A 21,430-nucleotide genomic window follows, 5' to 3' on the forward strand; every position below is an offset into this window, starting at 1 on the left:
TTCTTAATACTCGATGGCCAGCCGCAGCCTGTCCTTGTGCTGGATGCCGTTCTCGTAGATCGGCGTATCGTAGTGGGTGAGGAAGTGGTCCCGCTCCACGGCGACGACCCGGAACCCCGCCCGTTGATAGAAGGCGAGCTGGTAACCGAAGGTGCCGGTGCCCAGTTCCAGGCGTCGTGCGCCCGGCTTTCCGGCCATCTTTATGGCATGCTCCAGCAGTTTCGCACCAATGCCATTCCCTTGATGCGCTGGGGCGACGGCTATGTTCATCAGCTCATATACGCCATCCCCCATGGGCTGGATGACATAAGCCCCGACCGTTTCATTGCCGATTGTCGTGACGTAGCAGCTCGAGTTCTCGAGATAGCGACGGATTTCGTCTACGGATGGATCTGCTTCCAGCAGAAGCTCGAGAGGGGCATCTGGGCTGGGTACGGGTTTGATCAGCATGTCGATATTCCTGCGATTTATCGGGTAGCGGCCGTGCCCGTGTGACGCGCCGACTGACAGAGGCTACAGGGACGAGGCCGGAGCGCCAAGCGCCCCGGTGTCGCCATCTCCCAGAAGGCGCCATCACGCCGGCTGCGGCACACCTGGCGTGGCCATTTCGGCATGCAGTTGCTCGACCAGCCGGTCGATACGCTCCAGGGCACTTTTCGTCGAGGCCGCCAGCGCTTCGCCGCCTTCCTCCTGGTGCTCGATGGCGATGTCGTGGAAACCGCCGATGCCGATGAACTGCAGGGCGGTGCGTGCGCTCGGCTCCAGGTGATTGAAGGGGGCCAGGGGGCCCTGTCGGTCGAAGCCGAATCCACCCCGCGATGAGAGCAGCACTGCGTGACGGGGACGGTCGGCCAGCAGCGGCACGTAGTGTTCCAGCGGAACGTAGGGATGGGCACCCTGCTGCATGTCGAAATCGACCGTGCGGCCGATGCGGACGATGTTGTCGATCCAGGCCTTGAACGCGGCCGGCGGGCCGAAGTTGTACAGGGGAGCGCCGAGTACCAGGATGTCGGCCCGTACGACCTCGTCGACCAGGGCATCGCTCTCGGCAAGCACGGCTTTCATTGCCTCCGTCTTTTGCTCAGCCGGCGTGAATTCCGCCTCGATCCACTCGACGCTGGTCAGTGGAGGCGGGTTGGCGCCGATATCCCGATAGACGATCTCGGCGTTCGGCTCCAAGGCACGCCAGCGGGAAACGAAGTGATGGGTCAGCCGGCGGGTATGCGAGCCGTGGTCGTGGCTGCCGGCACGGCCGGGGCGTGGGCTGGCATCGAGGTGGAGTAAGCGCGTCATGGGATTTCTCCTTCGCTGGGTGTAGGATCTCTTGGGTGAGTTGTTTTCAGCCTTGCTTGCGGCTCGTTTCATCAAGCCAGAAGCCTCGTAAGGCGACAAACGACGATTCTTTTTCGATAGCGGAAAATAAAACTCAGCCATGATGCCGCGACGACTCCCCTCGCTCTCCGCCCTTCGCGCCTTCGAGGCGGCGGCGCGACACCGCAGTGCCAAGCGGGCGGCCGAGGAGCTTTCGGTCACGCCGACGGCGATCAGCCATCAGATTCGCCAGCTCGAGGAGAGCCTGGGGGTGGCACTGTTCGTGCGTCGGCCACGGCAACTGGTGCTGACGGCTCAGGGCCAGGTGCTGCTCACCGTGCTGAGCGACTCCTTCGATGCCATCGCCGAAACGGTGACCAAGCTGCGCCGTCCGCCGGCGCGGCAGGCGGTAACGCTCTCGACCACGCCGGCAGTGGCCGCGCGCTGGCTGCTGCCCTGGGTGTGCCTGCTGCGCGATGCCCATCCGCAGATCGACCTGAGCATTCAGGTCTCTCACGAGGCGGTCGTCCTGGATGGCATCGTTGCCGACATGGCGATTCGCTATGGCGAGGGCCCCTGGCCAGGGCTGGTCGCGGAGAAGCTGTTCGACAATGTCTTCGTACCCGTCTGCAGTCCCGTGCTGAAGTTGCGTGAACCGGCCGAACTGGTGCGCCATACGCTGCTCCACTTCTCTTCGCCCGCACCGTTGGACTGGGTGGCCTGGCAGCGCCAGGTCCAAGTGCCGGGGCTCGACATCAGCGCCGGGCTGATGTTCTCCGACGAGACCCATGGCATTGCCGCTGCCCTGGACGGCCAGGGCATAGCCCTGATGAGCCGGTACCTGATCGAGGAGGAGCTGCGCCAGGGGCGCCTGGTACAGCCATTCGGCCCTGAGGTAAAGGCCGCTCCCTTCCAGCTCGTCTACCCGCCCGAGCGGCGTGAGGAGCCGGCTATTGCCGCCGTGCGCGAGTGGATCGTCGGATTGCTGGACTCCCAAGCCAGAGAGAGCGGCTGCCGTGCGATAGTCGAGCGCCAGTCATGACGTCAGCCGTGTCAGCTTGTCGGGATTGCGCACGATGAAGATGTCGGCGGCATGTCCCGCGCGGTCGTAGCCAAAGGTCACCGTGGCGACGACATGCTCCTCTCGGTACATCACGAAGCCGGGGCCACCGTTGATATCCGCCTCGCGCCACTCATAGTCGGCCCAGTAGCCGCGTAGCCGGTTCGCCAGGAAGGCAAGCACTTTCCCCAGGCCATGCAGCGGCTCGAGCAGGGCGGGTACCTTGCCGCCGCCGTCGGTGCTGAGGCGCACCTCGGCCGATAGCAGGGCGGCGAGCCTTGCCGTGGCGCCTTCGGCAACGGCGAGTTGGAACGCCTCCAGCAGCGCCTGCTGGCGTTCCCGCGGTGGAGCATGACGCTCCTCGGCTGCCTGCAGGTTGGCGCGTGCCCGGGAGACCAGCTTGCGGCAGGCCGGCTCCTTGAGTTCGAGCATGGCGGCGATCTCGGCGTGGGGCGTGTCGAAGATCTCATGCAGCAGGTAGGCTGCCCGCTCCTTGGGCGAGAGGCGCTCGAGCAGCAGCAGGAAGGCGGTGGAGAGCGAGTCGGCCAGCTGCATGCTGCGTTCCGCATCGGATACGGCAGCGGTCTGAATGGGCTCGGGCAGCCAGGCGCCGACATACTCGACCCTGGCCCGGTGGGCGTTGCCCAGCAGATCGAGGCAGCGCCGCGTGCAGGTCGTGGTCAGCCAGGCGTGGGGCGTATCGATAGCCTCACGATCCGCTGCCTGCCACTTGAGAAAGGTGTCCTGCACCGCATCCTCGGCGTCGGCACGTGAGCCGAGGATGCGATAGGCCAGCCCCAGCAGCATGGGGCGGGCCTCTTCAAAGCGATGCAGGTCGAAGTGAAGCAAGTCGCTAGGTGACATCAGGCTGTCTCGGAAACCGGAGCCGCCTTGTCCTTGGCCCAGGCCACGGTGGCGGCGTGAATCTCGGGCGGATGAGCAAGCAGGGGCGTTACCGCGACGACATAAGCATCGTATGCCGGTCCCTGCATGAAGGCCTGCGCATCCGCACCGTCGGCGTAGCGCTGGAAGACGCGGATCGTGTTGGGATCGCCATCATCGTAGCAGTAGAAGTAGGCGTCGTGGACCTGGCGCTCCTGGATGCTCGGCATCAGGTGAGTCTCCCACGCGCGCCGTACCTCTTCGCGCTTGCCGGGAAGTGCCTTGTGCTTGATGAAAAGCGTGCTCTGACTCATGTGTGGCTCCTGAATCGCTGGGGTGAGATCGATAGATGGCCGAATGGCCGTCACTGTCATGACGATTCAGGTGGGCGCTATGTGACATCGCCCGCAATCGACGATACCTGGTTGACCGAGACGATGGTGCCGCTCCAGATCATCTCGAAGTGGGCCGTCTGCACCATGGACGTCACCGGCCTTGGGGACATCAGGCCCCAGCAGGTGGCCCTGGAGGCGCGCACCGAATGGTAACGCAGCCCCAGCGTGCCATTTTCCTTGAGCGAAAGCCCAAACTGGCGGGAAGCGCTGTAGTCGTCCGGTGCGTAGATGGCGTGCGTGTTGGGGAGCGTCAGTCCATCCACCATCCCGGCCTCGTCGAACTCGCAGGCCAGGCCGCGAAACACGAAGCGCTCGTAGCTCAAGTCGGGCACATTGCGCCAGTAACTCTCCTGGTGATGCTGGACCTCGGCCAGGGCGGTTTCCATGGTGTCGCCCAAGTACAGGACGCCGAAGCTGCCATCACTGAAACGCGAGCCATCGGGGTTCACATGGGTGAACGGCGCCACTGCATAGGAACATCCGGGGATACCGAAGGGGATGCTTTCGGGTGGGATCAGGTCGAGGCGTCCGGCTTGGTTCTGCAGGCGAGGGTTGGTCAGTGCCTGCAGCTCATAAAGCGCCTGGAACTCGTCGGCATTGGCCACATCGTCGAAGACGCTGATGGGAGGAAATTTGGAGTTAACCAGTCGATAGGCGCGTCGTTGCCTGCCAGGCAGTTGGGGAAGTGCCTCCAGGCGCCTTACCATCCAGCGCCTCGCAGGGTGTCGATCCGCTTGAACGTCTCGTAGAGAGAGATGAAGTCCCCCTGTGCCATGACTTCCAGCGGCGTGCGGCCATGGAAGAAGACGTTGTGGTTGGCCATCGACATGAAACCGTAGAGGTTTTCCGGATTGTCGAAGACCACCCGCAGCGCCGAGTGAATGTTCAGTACCAAGCTGATGCGCGTGAGCTGATCGGCATCGAGGCTGACCTCCCAGGCCGGGTCGCGTCGCTTCGCCCGCGCATAAGTGCTGCGGGAGACACGCAGTATCGCCGCGCCCTGCTCACCGCTCGCTCCCCACTTCTCGAGGATTGCGACTGCGGCCTTCAGCCCCGTGGCGGCGGTGGACTTGCTGTGGTTAGCCGCTTCGATGGCGTTCATATCGATGCTCATGATGTGTCTGTGGACGTAATTATAGCATTAAAGTGTCTACAGATGAAGCGACCGACATCACGAAGCGAGCGTGGCGCCGCCCGGCGGCCAAGGTCCGGGCCTTCATCGACCGGCTTGCCGAGCGGCCTCCTTTTCGTAGTTGATCATCCAGGCGACGCCGAATCGGTCCGTCAGCATGCCGAAGCGGTGCGCCCAGAAGGTCTCTTCGAGGGGCATCTCCACGCTGCCGTTGTCGGCCAGCGCATGGAAGAGCCGTTCGGCCTCCTGCACCGAGTCGACGCCGACCGCAATGCTCGCGCCCTTGATGCCTTCGTAGGGCGCCGGGCAGAAGGGGGCATTATCCGAGGCCATCAACAGCTGATCGCCGATGCGCAGTCGGGCGTGCATGACCAGGTTACGGGCCGACTCGGGTATCTCCATGCCTTCGCTATCGGGCATTTCGGCGTAGGTGGACATGGCCTCGAGCTTGGCGTCGAAGCAGCGCTGGTAGAACTCGAAGGCATCGCGGCAGTTGCCGTCGAAGATCAGGTAGGTGGAAAGCTGCATGGTGGGTCTCCAGGGGATCGTTGTCGGTTCTACTTCCCTTCATCGATTCACCCTAGTCGATTTCGACGCTCCCTCGATCATTTTCTCTCTGCCAGGCGGTGGAGGCGGGCGGCCTGCTGGGCGAGGGCGTCGCAAAGCTCCGGTGGGTCGAGGATCTCGAAGTCGAACGGCTGGTGGGCCAACTGGCGGGCGAACCAGGTCAAGCTGTCGGTGCGGGCGTGCAGCATCACGGCGTTTCCGTCGGGCGTGAACACGCCGATATTGCGGCCCAGTTCTTCAACGGCATGGGTAAGGTCGGTGTGCAGGCGCACGCTGACGGCGATGGCGCGGGGCAGGCTGGCGATGCTGTGTGCCAGGTGCTCGGCCGGGTTGAAGTCTGCCGGTCGTTCGAAGCTGGCCTCGAGCGGTGTGGCCTCAATGATGCGGTCGAGCCGGAAGCTGCGCAGGTCGCGGCGCAGATGGCACCAGCCGCTGACGTACCAGCGCCCACCGCGAAAGACCAGGCCGTAGGGGTTGAGCATCCTACGGGTGGCTTGATTGCGGTCGTCCCGGTAGTCGAGCCGGACCCGCTGGCGTGCCTGGGTGGCGGTGGCGAACAAGACCAGCAGGCGCTCGTCTCCCGGCGCCCTTGCCGAAGGCAGTTCCAGCCGGGCGCTCTCGCCCAGCGCCTGCGCCTGTTTTTTCAACCTGGCGGGCATGACCCGCTCCAGCTTGGCGCGTGCGGTTTCCAGCGCCGGCGCGGTCTCGGCGATGCCTAGCCCTTGTGCGGCGAGCAGCCCCAACGAGACGGCCAGCGCCTCATCGCTGTTGAACATCAACGGCGGCAGTTTGAAGCCCGGCATCAGGCGGTAGCCGCCATGCCGCCCCCGCTCGGTGGTAACGGGAATACCGAGCTCTTCCAAGGCCTGGATGTAGCGTCGTAGCGTTCGACGATCGACATCCAGCCGCTCGGCCAGCTCCCGGCCGCTCATATGGCGGTGGGTCTGCAGCAGTTCGAGGAGTGTCAGCACGCGAACGGTAGGATTGGCCACGCTGAATTTCCCGTCATAAATAGGGCATGATCTGTCCTATTTAGCCATTACCTTGCTGTCATGGCCAGGACGTAACCGCCTGGTCGCATCCAACAGCAAGGAGATATCCGATGGAACCTGTACTTTTCTATGGCGTACCGCAAGGCTGTTCGTTCGGCTCTATCGTGGCGCTCGAGTGGCAGGGCCAGCCCTACCGGCTGTGCCGCATCGAGATGATGGAGCAGCCCTGGGCCCCGCTCTATGCCAAGGTCAATCCGCTTTTCAAGACTCCTGCGTTGCTACTCGAAGATGGAGAGCCTCTTACCGAGAGCCTGGCGATCCTGCAGCACCTGGCGGCACGCGACCTCAGCAGGCGGCTGGGCTTCGAACAGGGCAGCCGGGCACATGATCGCTTGAACCAGATGCTGGCCTACCTCACCACGGACTTCTTCGCGGCCTTCGGGCCACTCTGGACGCTTTATGACACCCAAGGAATGAGCGGCGTGGAGCAGGAATTGCTGCGCCGGTTGGGTCGTGAGCAGGTCGCGGAGGGCTGCGCCTACCTCAACGGATTGCTGGTCGCGCGGGAGTGGCTGCTGGGCGATGCGCGCAGCATGGCGGATGCCTACTTCGTCGGCATCGCCCGCTGGGCTGAATATCACCGGCTTTTCGACCTGAAGCAGGAATATCCGAACCTGGCGCGGCACCTGGCGAAGCTCAGGGACGATCCCGCCGTGCGGTTTGCCGAGGCCATCGAACGCGGCGAGCAACCGGCGGGGCAGGGGCACTTCAGGGGGCATGTCAGCCTGCGGGAATTGGAGCCTCGTTTGGCCGCCTAGGAACGGTCTATACTGCGGCTTTACAGGGTTGCCGGGTGCGTTGTATCAGGCCGTGCCCGGTGATCCTGAAGAAGAATGGCGTCTCTCCGGTAAGTAAGGGCTTACCGGGGCGCTGTCCTTTACTCGGTATCCAACGACGCGTCATGACGCTCGCGGCTGTCGGCAGGCGCCTGGTCGCGCTCGTGCATACCGTAGTCGCGCATCACGGTGGCCACGCGCAGGCGATAGTCGTCGAAGACCACTTCGCGGCCCTGGGCCTGGGCGCTGCGGTGGCGCTCGAGCCGGCGCCACTGGGCCACGGCTTCCTCATCGCGCCAGAAGGAGAGCGAGAGCACCTTGCCCGGCTGGGTGAGGCTCTCGAAGCGCTCGATGGAGATAAAACCATCGATCTCGTCGAGCAACGGACGCAGGCTGGCGGCGATATCGAGGTACTGCTCGCGTCGGCCGGACTTGGGGATGACTTCGAAGATGACGGCGATCATGGGACACTCCGTTTTGACTTATTGGTGTTGAAGCGATGAGCCCGCTCCGTCTTGTTCAATGTCGCTTCATTGTGTCTCCTTGGCCTATGCTTGTCAGACATAAACAGTTAGGTGGAGAGCTAACGATGGTTGAGCCGGATCTGCCACGTCTTGCCCGCACCATTGGCGATCCGACGCGAATGGGCATGCTGGCATTGCTGATGGAGGGGCGGGCGTTGACCGCCAAGGAGCTTGCCTACGGCTGTGGCGTGCAGCCGGGCACGGCGACGGAGCATCTCAAGCGGCTTCAGCGCGATGGACTGATCGAGTCGACGGCACAAGGGCGGCACAAGTATTACCGGCTGGCGACAGCCGAGGTGGCGCATGCCGTCGAGGCGTTGATGGTGGTGGCCACACCGATGAAGGTAGTGTCGCCGTGCAGGCGACCGGCAGGTGCCCTGGGGGCTGCGCGGTTCTGCTACGACCACCTGGCAGGTGAGCTGGGCACGCGGATGACGGCCGTATTCCTCGAGAGGGGGTTCCTGGTGGCAGATGGCGAAGCCATGGACGTGACGGCTCGGGGCGAGGCCTGGTTCACCGACTTCGGCATCGATGTCGCTTCCCTACGCAGGCGTCGTCGGCGTTTTGCCTATCCTTGCCTCGACTGGAGCGAACGGCGCGATCACCTCGGTGGTGCGCTGGGAGCCGCCATGGCCGGGCGCATGCTGGAACTCGGCTGGATCGGCCGGCAGAAGCACTCGCGGGTGGTGAGTATCAGCGAGCTGGGGCATCGGGCACTGGCGAGTGAGTTCGGGTTCGTGATCGGCTTGCCGGAGAACGATCAAGCGGTCGCGATCTCGTCGTAACCCCGGTTGAGGAACTGCACGAAGCAGAAGCCATGACCGAAGGGGTCGGCCATCAACGCGAGCTTGCCCCAGCGATCGGTGACGGTGGGCTGCTCCTGGGTGGCGCCGGCTGCGATGGCCCGTTCCACTGCGGCGTCGATATTCTCCACCACCACGTCCAGGTGCACCGGGGTCCAGTGGCGCGTGTAGTGGCGCTGCGCTCCGGGCATGGGCTCCCCCGGGGCGTAAGCCGGCGATCCGGTGGCCTTGGCCAACAGGTAGATCGGCGCCGGGCCACCGATCAGCTCGACGCCGTCATCGCCGAACCGGCGTCCGATGTTGAGCCCAAATGCCTGCACGTAGAAGTCGATGCCACGCTCCAGATCGTCCACGTCCAGGTTGACGAGAAAATCCATGCCGCCTCCTGCCAATGAGCCAGGCCGATTTCGGTCAGTAATGAATGCGTCGGCGCTACCCGGTGAGTCAGTGCTTACCGGGGCGACACCTCTTGTCTGGAGGGTAGCAGGGCGCTGGGAGGATTGCCGCGCAGAAGCGGTGCCGTCAGGTGGCACCGCTTCCTGACAACTCAGGTGCGATTGATGGAGACGCCGCCGTCGGCCAGCATTGCGATGCCAGTAACGAAGCTTGAATCGTCGGAGGCCAGGTAGAGCGCCGCCCGGGCGATCTCTTCCGGCGTGGCCATGCGCTTGAGGGCGTGCAGGTTCTCGACGAACGCCAGGACTTCCGGTCCGGCATCGGGGGCGTTGGTGATGCTGGCTGGCGTATCGGTGCCGCCGGGCAGCAGGGCATTGGCGCGGATGCCGTTGCCACCCAACTCTGCGGCCAGCGTTTTCACCAGGCCGATGATGCCCGATTTGCTCGCGGCATAAGCCGCCATGCCCGGCATGCCGACGGTATGACCGACGAAGCTCGAGGTGAACAGCAGGCTGCCGCCACCTTTCTGTAGCAGCGCCGGGATCTGGTACTTGGCACCCAGGAAGGTGGCGGTCAGGTTGGTATTCACGACATCGTGCCAGTCACTCGGTGCCATCTCCTGCAATGGCTTCATTGGCCCGACAATGCCGGCATTGTTGAAGGCGATGTCGAGTCCGCCGAAGCGCTCCTGGGCAGTGGCGACCAGGCGCTGGGCCATGCGCTCGTCGCACACGTCCCCGGCGACGGCGACGGCAGTGCCGCCGTCACGTGCGATGGCTTCGACCAGAGCATCGAGTTCATCCCGACGGCGGGCGTTTACGATCACGTTGGCGCCTTCGCTGGCGAATAGGCGAGCGGCGGCATGGCCGATGCCTGAGCTGGCCCCGGTGACGATGGCGGTCTTTCCGGCAAGTCGATTCATGGCAGTATTCTCCATGGGTAGGTGAGAGACCGTTTGCGATCCCATGCTCACCCTGCCGGCGTTCGGGTAAGGCCTCACTCCGCTTCTTGCCGTCAAAAAATCTGGCCTCTTGATGATGCTATGCTGCGGATATTGCGAAATGCCGCGACGAGGCGGGTCCACTTTGAAAGCAAGAGATGGAGTGCGACAGGTGGGACCAGGGCTCATCCTGAACCAACGGAGAACGCCGAATCGGCAGCGGGAGCCCACCATGATCGAGAAGCCACATGATTCACGTGCCACGTTTGATACCGATGATGCGAAATGGGCGGCGGTGCTGAATCGCGACGCCACGGCTGATGGCGCATTCGTCTATGCGGTTCGCTCTACCGGTATCTACTGCCGTCCCACCTGTGCGTCGCGACGCCCTCGGCGTGAGAATGCCGAGTTCCATACGGATGCGGAGGAGGCCGAGCGGGCAGGCTTTCGAGCGTGTCAACGTTGCCGCCCTCAGGGCGAACCTCTTGTCCAGCGACACGCCGAGGCCGTTGCCCGCGCCTGTCATTTGATCGAGTCATCCGAGGAGCTTCCTTCACTTGATGACCTGGCATGTGCTGCGGGGTTGAGCCGCTTTCATTTCCACCGTGTATTCAAGTCGACCACTGGCCTGACGCCCAAGGCCTATGCCTCGGCACGACGAGCCGAGCGGGTGCGTAATGAACTGTTGAGCAGCGAGACGGTGACGGAGGCTTTCTTTGAAGCGGGTTTCAATTCCAGCGGGCGCTTCTATGCCAGTTCCAATCGCATGCTCGGCATGACACCGAAGCGTTACCGTTCGGGAGGGAAGGACATGGAGATTCACTTCGCCCTGGGGGAGTGTTCACTGGGCACGATCCTGGTGGCCGCCAGCGAAAAGGGCATTTGCGCCATTTCCCTGGGGAGCGATCCGGAGCAGCTATTGCAGGAGTTCCAGGACCGTTTTGCCAACGCCAATCTGATTCCGGGGGGTAAGGATTTCGACGCCTGGGTGGCTCAGGTGGTGGGCTTCGTCGAGGCGCCTTGCGTCGGGCTGGCGCTGCCGCTGGACATTCGCGGCACCGCCTTTCAGCAGCGGGTCTGGCAGGCGCTGACCGAGATTCCCATGGGCACCACGATCAGTTATGCGGAGCTGGCGAAGCGGATCGGCTCTCCCAAGGCGGTGCGCGCCGTAGCCAGGGGCTGGCCATTCCCTGCCACCGGGTAGTGCGCAACGACGGGGCACTCTCGGGGTACCGTTGGGGCGTGGAGCGCAAGCGCGCCTTGCTCGAGCGTGAACGTCAGCGGGAAGCCGGCAAAGATGGTTCGGGAAATTCTCCCTCCAGCGCGTCGGTAATGCCTGCCTGAGGCGTACGTTCCAGGTAGGTGGAGAGTACCACGTAGCTGCGTGTGGCCTTGACGCTGGGCAGGGCATAGAGCCGGGCGAGCAGCCCTTCCAGGGCGCGGCTGCTGGCGCAGCGCACCTTGAGCAGCATGCAGGTGTCGCCGGCCACGGAGTGGATCTCCTCGACTTCGGGCAGCGCCGAGAGCGCCAGCAGTTCCTGGGTCTTGCCCCAACCGGTGGAATCGACGTGGACGAAGGCGAGGAAGGGCTTGCCGGTGGCAGGGCCATCCAATACCGCCACGGTGCCGCGGATGCGTCCCGTAGCTCGTAGCCGTTTGACCCGTTCGTGCACGGCCGGCGCCGAGAGACCGGCGCGATTACCCAGCTCGGCGTAGCTGAGCCCGGCATCCACGGCCAGTTCGCCTAATATTTTTCGGTCGAAGGCGTCCAGGGGGCGTGCCTCCTGGCCCTTGTCCCGAACGGTTTCTGTTTTTTCAGGGTTCGGCATTTTTACGATTGCTCCGAATGGTATTCCTTTCTTCAATGTTAGTGTCGAACTGCATTTGGAGCGAGTCGTGATAACGCGTCATCTTCTTCTGTTGACCGCTGCCATTGCCGTCATTGGCGCCAACTCGCTGGCGCTGAGCCCCATTGCTGCTACGGTGGCGGCGTCCTTTCCGGGTCGCAGCGCCGCCGATGTGGTGACGGCAGCGGCCTTGTATGGCCTGGCCACGGCGGGCAGTGCCTTGCTGCTGGCTTCGCTGGCCGATCGTATCGGGGCCGAGCACGCGCTGATGCGGGCGCTGTTGGTGCTGTCGGTGTCGCTGGGCTTGGCCGCACTCTCACCCGTCCTCTGGGTGTTGTTCATCGCCCAGGCGTTTGCCGGCCTGGCGGCAGGCGTGGCATTGCCGGCGATCTATACCCTGACCGCTCAGGTGGCGGCGAAAGGGCGCGAGAGCCAGACGCTGAGCTTCGTGCTGACGGGGTGGACGCTGAGCCTGGTGGTTGGGGTCGGTCTTGCGGCGTTGCTGGCCGACCTGCTGCACTGGCGTGCCGTCTTCTCGGTACTGGCGCTGGCTGCCGTGGTATTGGCATTGGGAATATCGCGCTGCCGCGACTGGGGAACGAGAGCGGGCGGTGCGACGATGAGCTCCTCCCTCACGGCCTTGCGAATCCCTGGCATTCGTTCGGTGCTGCTGAACGTCGCTGCCTACATGACGGCGTTCTATGGCCTTTACACCTATCTCGGCCCGCACCTGGGCGAGGCTCTGCAATTGCCCGCTTCCTTCGCGGGGCTGGCCATCGCCGTCTATGGCCTGGGTTTCGGGGCCGCCGCACCGCTGGGCCGGTTGGTCGACCGGCATGGTGCGAGCGCCGTGGCCTGTGTGACCTTTGCCGGCCTGATGCTCGTCTATCTGGGGTTGATGGGTGCCGCGATGCTTCCGCTGGTACTGTTGGCGCTCTGTCTTGTCTGGGGGGTGGCCAATCATCTCGGCCTGAACCTGCTCATGCGGCAGCTTGCCGAAATCGATCCGGCGCAGCGGGGTGCCATCATGGGGCTGTATAGCGCCATCACCTATCTGTGCGTCTTTGCCGGGGCGCTGCTCTACCGGCCGATCTTCACGCACTTCGGCTTTGCCGCGTGTGCCTGGGCCTCGGCGATGCTGGTGCTGCCGGCCCTGGGCTGGGCGTTGGGGCAGTGGCGCAGGAAACAGGCTGCGCTACGCTGCCATTCGGAGACATGATGACTTCGGAAAGGAGGTGTTTCAGCATGATTGCCTACACGATGGTGGGTACCAAGAATCTCGAAAAAGCGCTGGCGTTCTATGACCCCCTTTTTACTGAAATGGGCTGGGATGTCTGCTGGAAAGATGATTCCTGCGTTTCCTATGGAAAGGAAGGTGATCTTGATTTTCCCAGGTTCTTTGTCGGTTATCCCTTCGATGGCCAGGCAGCCAGTGTAGGCAATGGCACCATGACAGCGTTCCAGTTCGCGGCCCCTGAGCAGGTCGACAAGCTGTATGAGATAGCCATCAGCAATGGAGGTGGTGACGAAGGCGCACCAGGTTATCGGCCTCAATATGCCGAAGGTTTTTATGCCGCCTATGTTCGCGATGGCGATGGCAATAAATTGGCGTTTGTCGTCTATCCCGATGAGGCAGAGGAAGAGAAATAAACCACCATCCTGAGATGCCGGTGTTCATCCACCAACAGCGTGGCGTGTTCGTACTCCCTCGGGTTGGATTCGGCGTCGAGAATCGTGCCGATGCCGTAGCGGTAGGCTTCATGATTGGGTTGCTCCCACCAGCGGCGAAAGTCCGGCGACAGCTTGGCGAGCGCGTCGATCAGCTCCTGCATGGCCGGGTCCTCGGGCGCGGCCGCCAGGTCGCAGCGGAACTGGGCCAGCAGGCGGGGGGCGTCCCGGCGCCAGTCTGGCAGTCGCCTGCGTAGCGCAGGGTCGGCGAACAGCAGGCGCATCATGTTGCGCTCGCCGGGCTCCCTGTCACTGAAGCCGAACAGGTTATCGGCCACGGCATTCCAGGCGATCACATCCCAGCGCAGGTTCATCACGTAGGCGGGCCTCGCCATGTCGTCCATCAGCGTCTGGACCAGTGGAGGAATCGTCTGCCATTGGTAGGCCTCCACCGGCGGCGGACGGCGGTGGGCGAGCAGGAACAGGTGGCAGCACTCGGCGTCGTCGAGCTTGAGGGCCTTGGAAACGCTGAGCAGGAAGCTCTCCGAGACGTTGATGTCGCGCCCCTGTTCGAACCAGGTGTACCAGGTCAGCCCCACGCCAGCGAGGGTGGCCACTTCCTCGCGGCGAAGCCCCGGCGTGCGCCGGCGGCCGGTGCTGGGCAGGCCGACGTCGGCCGGCGTCAGCTTGTTGCGATGATGGATCAGGAAGTCGGTGAGTTCGCTGCGGGTCCTGTCGAGGCTGCGTCCGGCCATGGCGTTCTCTATTGAGCAGTGACTAATGGGCAGTTACTAGTAGTAATAGGATAACTGGCTATATTGTAACCCTATCAGTATGGGCCAAGACTATCATGCCAACCCTATGGAAAGGAGGTATGGCATGGTTTCCCTCAATGAAGCGTCAGGCTCGCGGCTCACCCGACAGCGGGCGGGCATCAAGGAGTGGGCCGGCCTGGTGGTGTTGGCATTGCCCACGGCACTGCTCGGTCTTGATGTCACCATCCTCTACCTGGCGCTGCCCGCCCTGGCAGCGGATCTGCAGCCGAGCAGTACCCAGGCGCTGTGGATCATGGATGCCTACGGCTTCATGATCGCGGGCTTTCTGATCACCATGGGCACGCTGGGCGACCGCATCGGCCGCCGTCGGCTGCTGATGATCGGCGCCGTAGCCTTCGGCGCCACTTCGGTGATCGCCGCCTATTCCACCAGCCCCGCCATGCTGATTGCCGCACGTGCGCTGCTTGGCGTGGCCGGTGCGACGCTGATGCCGTCGACCCTGGCGCTGATCAGCAACATGTTCGGCGATGTACGCCAGCGCGCCCTGGCCATCGGCGTGTGGGCCACCATGTTCGCGTTGGGCATGGCGCTGGGGCCGGTGGTGGGCGGCGTGTTGCTGGAGCGCTTCTGGTGGGGTTCGGCCTTCCTGGTAGCGGTTCCCGTGGTGGCCCTACTGCTGATCGCAGCTCCGCTGTTGCTGCCCGAATATCGCACGCCTCGCAGTGAACCGCTGGATTTCACCAGCGTGCTGCTCTCGCTGGCGGCCGTACTGCCGGCGGTCTACGGCGTGAAAGAGATCGCCAAGGCGGGGCTCGAGCCCGTTCCGGTGCTGGCGCTTGTGCTGGGAGGGTTGCTGGCGCTTGCCTTCGTGCGTCGTCAGCGGCGCCTGGCTGATCCATTGCTCGACATGCGGCTGTTCGGTAGCCGCACCTTCAGTGCCGCTCTGATCGTGTTGCTCGTCGGTCTGGTCGGTGTTTCCGGCGTCATGCTGTTGGTCACCCAGTATCTGCAGCTGGTGGCGGGGCTCACGCCGCTGGCGGCCGGGCTATGGATGGGGCCGCCGGCGCTGATGATGGTGCTGGCGGGTATCGTGGCGCCGTTGCTCGCCCGGCGCATCCGTCCCGGCTATGTGGTGGGGGCTGCCCTGGCGCTCTCCACGCTGGGCTACTGGCTGCTGGCCACCGTCGAAGTGAATGCCAGTGGAGTGGGCATGGCGATAGCCGGGTTCTCGCTGGTCTATCTCGGCCTGGGCACCATCGCCGCGTTGGGCACGGATTTGGTGGTGGGCGCGGCGCCGGCAGAGAAGGCCGGTTCCGCCTCGGCCATGTCGGAGATGGTGCAGGAGCTGGGGGTTGCACTAGGCGTGGCCCTGCTGGGCAGTCTGGCCACACTCGTCTACCGTTCGCGCATTGACGGAAGCGTCTCCGATGACCTCTCCCCTGATATCGCCGTTGCCGTGGAGGAAAGCCTCTGGGCGACGGTTTCCGCGGTGAACCGCCTGCCCGAGGGAATGCTCGAGGAAGCTCAACTGGCGTTTACAGCGGGGCTCAACGTCACCGCCACGGTCGGCGGGATCGGCATCCTCGGCCTGGCTATCGTCTCGGCGGTATTTCTGAGGCACGTGGGAACGATTGGCGACGATACGCAGGGTGACGAGGCACGCGACTCGGAGTTCTGCCCCTCACCGTAGGCGATCGTCAATGGTGCCGTGATTGGATGAATGCCAGCGCGACCTGAACCAGTCTGCGGGGGTGGGTCAGATGCGGAGCGTGGCCCGCGCCCTCCAAGGTGACGAGATCGGCGTCGGGAATCAGGCGGTGCAATACTTCCATGGTCGGTGGATACCATGGCAGACCCCGTGAGCCCGTGGTCAGGCATACGGGGACCTTCAACGTTGCGAATCGCTCCGGCACGATGTCCAGCCGTGTGGGGTCCTTGGCCTGATCCAGCCATGTGTCGGCATGGGCGACGAAGCTTTCGCGCATCTCGGGCGTCAGCACCTCGTCCCACAGTGCGTCGCCGAAGCCGATATGATCGGCGAAGTAGCGTGCTGCATCGTGATCCCTGCCAGCCTCGAGCCATTGCATGGCCGTGGTCATGTGCCGTTGAATGATGGGCAGCAGCCTGCTGCCCTGTGGATGGTGCTTGAGCAAGCCGAACAAGGGAGGCTCGTGGGCAAGCACCGAATGCACACGGTGAGGGGATTGGGCGGCGGCCAGCAGGGCGATAGTGGCGCCGTAGGAATGTCCCATCAGGTGTGCCGGTGAGTCGCTGGCGACTTGGTCCAGCAACTGGCACAAGTCGTTCACATCTTCCTCGTATACACCCTGCCCCGGTGGGCACTCGCTGTTCCCGTGACCCCGTCGATCATAGCGGATGACGCGTAGTTCACGGACGAGTCCGGGAACCACCCGAGCCCAGGCAGCGTGAGTGTCCCAGGAGCCATGGACCAGGACAAGAGGTGCCCCGGCGCCGGTTTCCGTGATGGCGATGCGTAGCCGGTCGATGATCAGGTATCGCATGCGTGAGTCTCCATCGGGTCCCGTTTGGTATTGATGCCACGTCCATGCTACGCAATATTGTCAATGCTTATCATAAGCGTTCATATGCCGGGCGGAGCCATTCGTATGCCAGGTGTCGCTCATCGGGAAGGAGGACCATATGGTGGCCCAATTGCAGCATGCCAGCCCCTGTCGCTCGGAGTATCTGGCGCTGGATGACGGCCTCGCCGTCAACTGGCTGCGTTACCATCCCACGCGGGAGCTGGTCGAAGAGAGCCGCGACCCTCATGGTCGGCCGATGTTGGTACTGACCTTCGGGTTACAAGGCGAGTCGTGCTTTGTGGAACGCCAGGGGGAGCGAGTAGCATTCAGGGCCGGGTACACCACGATCACGGCGTTCGCCACCAGTCATGGCGAGCGGCGTTATCCGGAAGGGCAGGTGGTCGCTCAATTGCGCTTGCTGATCGGCGAGGAGCGGCTGCGTCAGTACGCCGGGGAGGCGCAGGTGGCGGCGTTGATGGGGAGTGGGACGCTCAGGCGCCTGGCATTCATGTCCACCTTCGGCAGCAGCCAAGCCCATGTACGGGCACTTGCCGGATACTTCAGGCATGATCGGCACAAGCTGAACATGCAGATCCATGCATTGAGCGCGTTGTCCCATGCGCTCGACGGACTGTTGCCCAGGCCTACGCCAACGGCGATGCCTAAACTGAATGACGAGGATATCGAGCGGCTCGAACGGGCGCGGGATATCCTGCTGGCGCGAATGGATCGGCCCTTGACGCTGGCTTACCTGTGCGCCGAGGTGGGTATGAACGAATTCAGCTTCAAGCGGGGCTTTCGCCGGTTGTTTGGCACCACGCCCCAGCGCCTGCTGCATGAATACCGCATGCACCATGCCCATGCCCTGTTGGAGAGTGGCTGCCAGGTGGCGCAAACGGCCTATCGGGTCGGTTATGCCTACCCTGGAAATTTCAGCGCCGCCTTCTCGCGCTTCTTCGGCCGAGCGCCGAAATCGGTCTTCGGCAAACGCCGTTGACGCCTCGCTTGCCGACTATGGGAGCAAGGCCTCCCACCCCGCCATGGTGCAGTCCGCAATGGCTCGCAGCATGTCCCGCGAGGCGCCGTCTCGCGCCTGGATGGACATGCCGTGCTGTACGGTGACGATATAGTTGGCAATGGCACCACAGTCCGTTGAAGGCGGGAGCTCACCTGCATCGACGGCCCGTTGCAAACGTCGTTCCAGCAGCTGGCCGTTCTCGAGCCGGTGCCTTTTCAGCACCTCGCAAACCTCTCTGTTGGCACACTGAATCTGTGGAGCGGCGAGTACGATCAGGCAGCCACGAGATTCGGGGCCTTGGGTGAAGGCCTCCGCCGTGGCATACAGAACATGCTCGATGGCTGCACGTGCCGTCGATGCCGTTTCCACCGCCTCCCAGATGCCGCTGCCCTCGGTCCGTATATAGAGCTCCACCGCCTCCCTGAACAAGGCTTCCTTGCTGCCGAAGGTGGCGTAGAGGCTGGGTGCGTTGATGCCCATGGCGCGGGTCAGGTCCGTCAGCGAAGCACTCTCGTAGCCCTGCGCCCAGAACACCTCCATCGCTCGTCGCAAGGCGTCCTCCCGGTCGAAGCCTCGGGGTCTGCCGCGTGGGGACATCTAGCGCTCCTTTTTTGTATCGATAACTACAAAATACCTTGACAACCACACAAATGTCTAGTCATCTTTATTTTGTATCGAATACTACATAAATGACATCAACGGAGGCGAGACATGCAGCAACTCAATGGAAAAGTGGCTCTGGTGACCGGTGGCAGCCGTGGTATTGGTGCGGCGATCGCCCGGCGCCTGGCGGCGGAAGGGGCAAGCGTGGCGGTGACCTATGTCAGCAGCGAGGCCCCGGCGCAGTCGGTGGTGGACGAGCTCGTGTCGGCAGGCGGACGGGCAATGGCAATTCGTGCCGACAACTGTGATGCCGCGGCGCTTGAGGCCGCCGTCGAGCGCACCGTGGAGGAATTCGGCGGGCTCGATATCCTGATCAACAATGCGGGCATCTTCCCGACCGGGACGATCGAGGGCGTCACGTTGGAAGAGCTGGATCGCACCATCGCGATCAACCTGCGTGCGCCAGTGGTAGCCGCCATGGCAGCGGTAGGGCATATGCCGGAGGGTGGACGCATCATCACCATCGGCAGCAACCTTGCCGTGCGGGTACCCTGGCCCGGCATCAGCCTGTATGCCATGAGCAAGGCCGGCCTGGTGGGCCTGACCAAGGGACTGGCGCGGGACCTCGGGCCGCGCGGCATCAACGTCAATATCGTGCATCCAGGTTCCACCGATACCGACATGAACCCCGCCGATGGCGAATACGCCGACCCTCAGCGCAACCTGATGGCCATTCCGCGTTACAACGAGGCCGCCGATGTGGCGGGGCTGGTGACCTGGCTGGCGGGACCGGAAGGACGCTCGGTGACCGGAGCGGAATTCACCATCGATGGGGGTGCCAACTCGTGAGGCTACCGGATGAAGCCCAGGATGGCCTTGGCCACCTGTCCAGGCGCTTCCCGGTGGGGGAAGTGCCCGATGCCTTCCAGTAATTGCCTCTGGTAGGTGCCGCTGAAGAACTCCTCCTTGCCGGCGGAACTGTCGGGTTGATTGCAGGTATCGGCGGCGCCGTGCAGTACCAGTGTCGGCACGGCCAGCGTGGGGGCGGGGTTGAGGCACGCTTCGTCTCGTTCGTAGGCGGGATCGCCTTCGGCGAAACCCCAGCGGTGGCGGTAGGAGTGCAGCACCACACTCGCCCAGTCGGGGTTGTCGAAGGCCTCGGCGGCCTGGGCGAAATCCTCCTCGCGGTACCAGCCCTGCGGCGCCCAGGTGTCCCACATCATGCGGGTGAAGGCGTGGCGGTCCTGCTCGATGGTGTGGGCCCCGCGAGGTGTAGCCATATACCAGTGATACCAGTAGTTGCGGGCCTGGGTAAGCGAGATCGACTGGTGCGGGTCGTTGGTGCCGTAACCCACCGACAACATCACCAGATGCGAGCCCGCCTCGGTATCGAGGCCACAGGCATTGGCCACGGCGCGGGCGCCCCAGTCGTGTCCCACCAGCACCGGCCGTTGCAGCTCCAGCGCCGCGGTGAAATCCAGCAGGTCACGCCCCAGGGCGGCGAGTTGTCCGCTGCGCGGTGTGGTGGCGTCGTGAAAGCGCGTCGGTCCGACGCCACGCAGCGCCGGGCAGACGACACGGTATCCCGACTGGGCCAGACGCTCGGCCACGCCAGTCCATCCCTCGGGACTGTCCGGCCAGCCATGCACCAGTACCACGGTACGCTGACCCCGCGGGTTCCACTCCAGGTAACCGATGTCGAGTAACGGCGTAGTGACGGATTCGTAATGGTCCATCTGCGTGCATCCATTCCTGCCAGAGATGGAGGAAGCATAGTCGCGATACTGCTGCCGATTGGTGATGAATCATCTATGATTGTTGATATTTCATGATGAGTCAGGGTTCCCATGGCAGGATTGAGAACGAGTCTGGACATCGTGCTGCTGCGCACCTTTCTGGAGGTGGTGGAAAGCGGTGGTTTCGCGGCGGCCGCCGAACGGCTGGCACTGACGCCCTCGGCGGTCAGCGGCCATATCAAGCGCTTGGAGCGGGCAGCGGAGACCCGGCTGCTGGCGCGTACCACGCGGCGCCTGCAAATGACCTCCGCCGGGGAGCTGCTCTTCACCTATGCGCGCAACATCGTCGGGCTGGAACGCGAGGCGCGTGCCCGGCTGGGAGGAGAGACGCTTCATGGTCGTCTGCGCATCGGCGCATCGGAAGACTTCGCCGGCAGCTGGCTGCCCGAAGTGCTGGAGACCTTCCATCGCTGGCATTCGCGTGCCGTCATCGAGCTCAAGGTCGGCATCACCGCCGACCTCATCGAGCGGCTGCGGGCCGGCGCCCTCGATGTGGTCTTCGGCAAGCGCTGTGCCCGGGCACCCGAGGAGGGCGAACTGCTGTGGGAAGAGGAACTGGTCTGGGCCTATGGGGCCCACCGGGCCTTCGATGTCACGGCGGAGGTGCCGCTGGCGCTCTTTCCCGAGCCCTGCGTCTATCGCGAAGCGGCCATCGCGGCGCTCTCCCTGGCCGACCGACCCTGGCGCCTGGCCTTCGAGAGCGGCAGCATGGCCGGTTGCCTGGCCGCCGCCAGGGCCGGCTTCGCGGTGACCCCCGTAGCGCGCAGCCAGTTGAGGGAAGGGCTGCGCACCCTCGCCTCGGACGAGGGCATGCCCGGGTTGCCGAATGCCTGCTTCTATGCCTTTGCCGGGAACGGTACGGCCGGCACCAGCGCGCTGATCGCCGAGGTCAAGGAAGCGGGTCGTCGGAGGCGCTTCGCCGGAGCACCGGATAGCCTTCGCTTGCACGAGTCAATGCCGACCGGTCGCCTCCCCCCTGGATTCTGATGTGGTCCACCCTGGTCCAGGGGCTATTCTACTTTGCCGCCAACAGCATCTTCTGGGGCCTGCTGTTCGTCTGCCTGGCGGGCACCAGCGTGGCCTTGGGACCGGCACTGCAGACGCGCTTGAGGGACATGGCGGAGGATGCCCAGACCATGGCCGCCTCGCTCAACCATGCCGCCTTCAACATGGCCAATGCCCTGGGGACCTGGCTGGCCGGCCTGTTCATCACGCTGGGGTTCTCCTGGTCGTCGACCGGCCTGGTCGGTACAGCCCTGGCGTTTGGCGGCCTGGCAATCTTCGCCGTGGGCGTAGTGATGGAGCGTCGTGGCGAGCAGGCACGCAACACGGCTTGAGTTT

General features: G+C 63.9%; 25 protein-coding genes and 2 pseudogenes. 11 read left to right on the forward strand and 16 right to left on the reverse strand.

The window, feature by feature from the left end; genetic code table 11:
• Positions 1-3 precede the first annotated feature (3 nt).
• Both C1H69_RS05530 and C1H69_RS05535 read right to left on the reverse strand, forming a co-directional pair.
• Entirely contained in the window at positions 4-450 is a 447-nt protein-coding gene (locus C1H69_RS05530) for a GNAT family N-acetyltransferase (RefSeq protein ID WP_102652407.1), read from the reverse strand.
• Positions 451-573: 123 nt separating this feature from the next.
• On the reverse strand, positions 574-1,293 hold the full coding sequence (locus C1H69_RS05535; protein ID WP_102652408.1) for an FMN-dependent NADH-azoreductase: 720 nt from the start codon (positions 1,291-1,293) through the stop codon (positions 574-576).
• Positions 1,294-1,432: 139 nt separating this feature from the next.
• Between C1H69_RS05535 and gcvA the strand changes: the two genes are divergently transcribed.
• Positions 1,433-2,353 carry a transcriptional regulator GcvA gene (gcvA, locus tag C1H69_RS05540; RefSeq protein WP_102652409.1) on the forward strand — a complete coding sequence of 307 codons (921 nt, stop codon included), beginning with the start codon at positions 1,433-1,435 and terminating at the stop codon, positions 2,351-2,353.
• Here gcvA and sigJ read toward each other — a convergent pair.
• The 6 genes from sigJ to C1H69_RS05570 form a co-directional block, all read right to left on the reverse strand.
• Entirely contained in the window at positions 2,348-3,235 is an 888-nt protein-coding gene (gene sigJ / locus C1H69_RS05545; RefSeq protein ID WP_102652410.1) for an RNA polymerase sigma factor SigJ, read from the reverse strand. The two genes, gcvA and sigJ, sit on opposite strands and share 6 nt — an antisense overlap.
• Positions 3,235-3,567, reverse strand: a complete 333-nt coding sequence (locus tag C1H69_RS05550; protein ID WP_102652411.1) for a putative quinol monooxygenase — start codon at positions 3,565-3,567, stop codon at positions 3,235-3,237. Before C1H69_RS05550 ends, sigJ begins: the two co-directional genes overlap by 1 nt.
• Positions 3,568-3,644: 77 nt before the next feature.
• Entirely contained in the window at positions 3,645-4,355 is a 711-nt protein-coding gene (locus C1H69_RS05555; RefSeq protein ID WP_102652412.1) for an RES family NAD+ phosphorylase, read from the reverse strand.
• Positions 4,349-4,762: an antitoxin Xre-like helix-turn-helix domain-containing protein gene (locus C1H69_RS05560; protein ID WP_165789428.1), complete on the reverse strand. Its 414-nt coding sequence runs from the start codon at positions 4,760-4,762 to the stop codon at positions 4,349-4,351. Before C1H69_RS05560 ends, C1H69_RS05555 begins: the two co-directional genes overlap by 7 nt.
• Positions 4,763-4,864: 102 nt before the next feature.
• Positions 4,865-5,308, reverse strand: coding sequence for a VOC family protein (locus tag C1H69_RS05565; RefSeq protein WP_102652414.1), 444 nt, complete (start codon positions 5,306-5,308; stop codon positions 4,865-4,867).
• 77 nt (positions 5,309-5,385) lie between these two features.
• On the reverse strand, positions 5,386-6,339 hold the full coding sequence (locus C1H69_RS05570) for a helix-turn-helix transcriptional regulator (RefSeq protein WP_102652415.1): 954 nt from the start codon (positions 6,337-6,339) through the stop codon (positions 5,386-5,388).
• Between the two features lie 110 nt (positions 6,340-6,449).
• Between C1H69_RS05570 and C1H69_RS05575 the strand changes: the two genes are divergently transcribed.
• Positions 6,450-7,157: a glutathione S-transferase family protein gene (locus C1H69_RS05575; RefSeq protein ID WP_102652416.1), complete on the forward strand. Its 708-nt coding sequence runs from the start codon at positions 6,450-6,452 to the stop codon at positions 7,155-7,157.
• Between the two features lie 119 nt (positions 7,158-7,276).
• Here C1H69_RS05575 and C1H69_RS05580 read toward each other — a convergent pair whose 3' ends face one another.
• The gene (locus C1H69_RS05580; protein ID WP_102652417.1) at positions 7,277-7,639 is read right to left on the reverse strand and encodes an antibiotic biosynthesis monooxygenase family protein; all 363 of its coding nucleotides are present in this window, start codon (positions 7,637-7,639) and stop codon (positions 7,277-7,279) included.
• A gap of 125 nt (positions 7,640-7,764) precedes the next feature.
• Between C1H69_RS05580 and C1H69_RS05585 the strand changes: the two genes are divergently transcribed.
• A complete protein-coding gene (locus C1H69_RS05585) occupies positions 7,765-8,484 on the forward strand; it encodes an ArsR/SmtB family transcription factor (RefSeq protein WP_102652418.1) in 720 nt (239 codons plus the stop codon).
• On the opposite strand, the gene C1H69_RS05590 is transcribed toward C1H69_RS05585, so the two are convergent.
• Positions 8,460-8,879, reverse strand: coding sequence for a VOC family protein (locus C1H69_RS05590; RefSeq protein ID WP_102652419.1), 420 nt, complete (start codon positions 8,877-8,879; stop codon positions 8,460-8,462). The two genes, C1H69_RS05585 and C1H69_RS05590, sit on opposite strands and share 25 nt — an antisense overlap.
• Positions 8,880-9,049: 170 nt before the next feature.
• Positions 9,050-9,820 (reverse strand): SDR family oxidoreductase, encoded by a 771-nt coding sequence (locus C1H69_RS05595; RefSeq protein ID WP_102652420.1) that lies wholly within the window; start codon positions 9,818-9,820, stop codon positions 9,050-9,052.
• A 250-nt stretch (positions 9,821-10,070) separates the two neighbouring features.
• Here C1H69_RS05595 and ada point away from each other — a divergent pair.
• A pseudogene (gene ada, locus C1H69_RS05600) lies at positions 10,071-11,182 on the forward strand (bifunctional DNA-binding transcriptional regulator/O6-methylguanine-DNA methyltransferase Ada).
• On the opposite strand, the gene C1H69_RS05605 reads toward ada, so the two are convergent.
• Positions 11,116-11,667 carry an Lrp/AsnC family transcriptional regulator gene (locus C1H69_RS05605; protein WP_102652421.1) on the reverse strand — a complete coding sequence of 184 codons (552 nt, stop codon included), beginning with the start codon at positions 11,665-11,667 and terminating at the stop codon, positions 11,116-11,118. The pseudogene ada and the gene C1H69_RS05605 overlap by 67 nt on opposite strands.
• Positions 11,668-11,734: 67 nt before the next feature.
• Between C1H69_RS05605 and C1H69_RS05610 the strand changes: the two genes are divergently transcribed.
• Both C1H69_RS05610 and C1H69_RS05615 read left to right on the forward strand, forming a co-directional pair.
• Positions 11,735-12,904 carry an MFS transporter gene (locus tag C1H69_RS05610; protein WP_240609823.1) on the forward strand — a complete coding sequence of 390 codons (1,170 nt, stop codon included), beginning with the start codon at positions 11,735-11,737 and terminating at the stop codon, positions 12,902-12,904.
• Positions 12,905-12,930: 26 nt separating this feature from the next.
• Positions 12,931-13,335, forward strand: a complete 405-nt coding sequence (locus tag C1H69_RS05615; RefSeq protein WP_102652423.1) for a VOC family protein — start codon at positions 12,931-12,933, stop codon at positions 13,333-13,335.
• On the opposite strand, the gene C1H69_RS05620 is transcribed toward C1H69_RS05615, so the two are convergent.
• Positions 13,305-14,108: a helix-turn-helix transcriptional regulator gene (locus tag C1H69_RS05620; RefSeq protein ID WP_102652424.1), complete on the reverse strand. Its 804-nt coding sequence runs from the start codon at positions 14,106-14,108 to the stop codon at positions 13,305-13,307. The two genes, C1H69_RS05615 and C1H69_RS05620, sit on opposite strands and share 31 nt — an antisense overlap.
• A gap of 124 nt (positions 14,109-14,232) precedes the next feature.
• Between C1H69_RS05620 and C1H69_RS05625 the strand changes: the two genes are divergently transcribed.
• Complete coding sequence (locus C1H69_RS05625) at positions 14,233-15,819, forward strand: MFS transporter (protein WP_102652425.1); 1,587 nt, start codon at positions 14,233-14,235, stop codon at positions 15,817-15,819.
• Between the two features lie 7 nt (positions 15,820-15,826).
• On the opposite strand, the gene C1H69_RS05630 is transcribed toward C1H69_RS05625, so the two are convergent.
• On the reverse strand, positions 15,827-16,651 hold the full coding sequence (locus C1H69_RS05630; protein WP_102652426.1) for an alpha/beta fold hydrolase: 825 nt from the start codon (positions 16,649-16,651) through the stop codon (positions 15,827-15,829).
• 139 nt (positions 16,652-16,790) lie between these two features.
• On the opposite strand from C1H69_RS05630, the gene C1H69_RS05635 reads away from it, so the two are divergent.
• Positions 16,791-17,669 (forward strand): helix-turn-helix transcriptional regulator, encoded by an 879-nt coding sequence (locus C1H69_RS05635; RefSeq protein ID WP_102652427.1) that lies wholly within the window; start codon positions 16,791-16,793, stop codon positions 17,667-17,669.
• A 15-nt stretch (positions 17,670-17,684) separates the two neighbouring features.
• Here C1H69_RS05635 and C1H69_RS05640 read toward each other — a convergent pair whose 3' ends face one another.
• Positions 17,685-18,287, reverse strand: coding sequence for a TetR/AcrR family transcriptional regulator (locus tag C1H69_RS05640; RefSeq protein WP_102652428.1), 603 nt, complete (start codon positions 18,285-18,287; stop codon positions 17,685-17,687).
• 114 nt (positions 18,288-18,401) lie between these two features.
• Here C1H69_RS05640 and C1H69_RS05645 point away from each other — a divergent pair, with 114 nt between their 5' ends.
• Positions 18,402-19,142, forward strand: a complete 741-nt coding sequence (locus tag C1H69_RS05645; RefSeq protein WP_102652429.1) for an SDR family NAD(P)-dependent oxidoreductase — start codon at positions 18,402-18,404, stop codon at positions 19,140-19,142.
• Between the two features lie 2 nt (positions 19,143-19,144).
• Here C1H69_RS05645 and C1H69_RS05650 read toward each other — a convergent pair whose 3' ends face one another.
• Positions 19,145-20,029, reverse strand: a complete 885-nt coding sequence (locus C1H69_RS05650; protein WP_102652430.1) for an alpha/beta fold hydrolase — start codon at positions 20,027-20,029, stop codon at positions 19,145-19,147.
• 111 nt (positions 20,030-20,140) lie between these two features.
• On the opposite strand from C1H69_RS05650, the gene C1H69_RS05655 reads away from it, so the two are divergent.
• Complete coding sequence (locus tag C1H69_RS05655) at positions 20,141-21,076, forward strand: LysR substrate-binding domain-containing protein (protein WP_102652431.1); 936 nt, start codon at positions 20,141-20,143, stop codon at positions 21,074-21,076.
• A pseudogene (locus C1H69_RS05660) lies at positions 21,064-21,426 on the forward strand (MFS transporter); the annotation flags it as partial. The gene C1H69_RS05655 and the pseudogene C1H69_RS05660, both read left to right, overlap by 13 nt.
• Positions 21,427-21,430 lie beyond the last annotated feature (4 nt).

The sequence above is a fragment of the Billgrantia endophytica genome (assembly GCF_002879615.1).
Lineage (GTDB): Bacteria > Pseudomonadota > Gammaproteobacteria > Pseudomonadales > Halomonadaceae > Halomonas > Halomonas endophytica.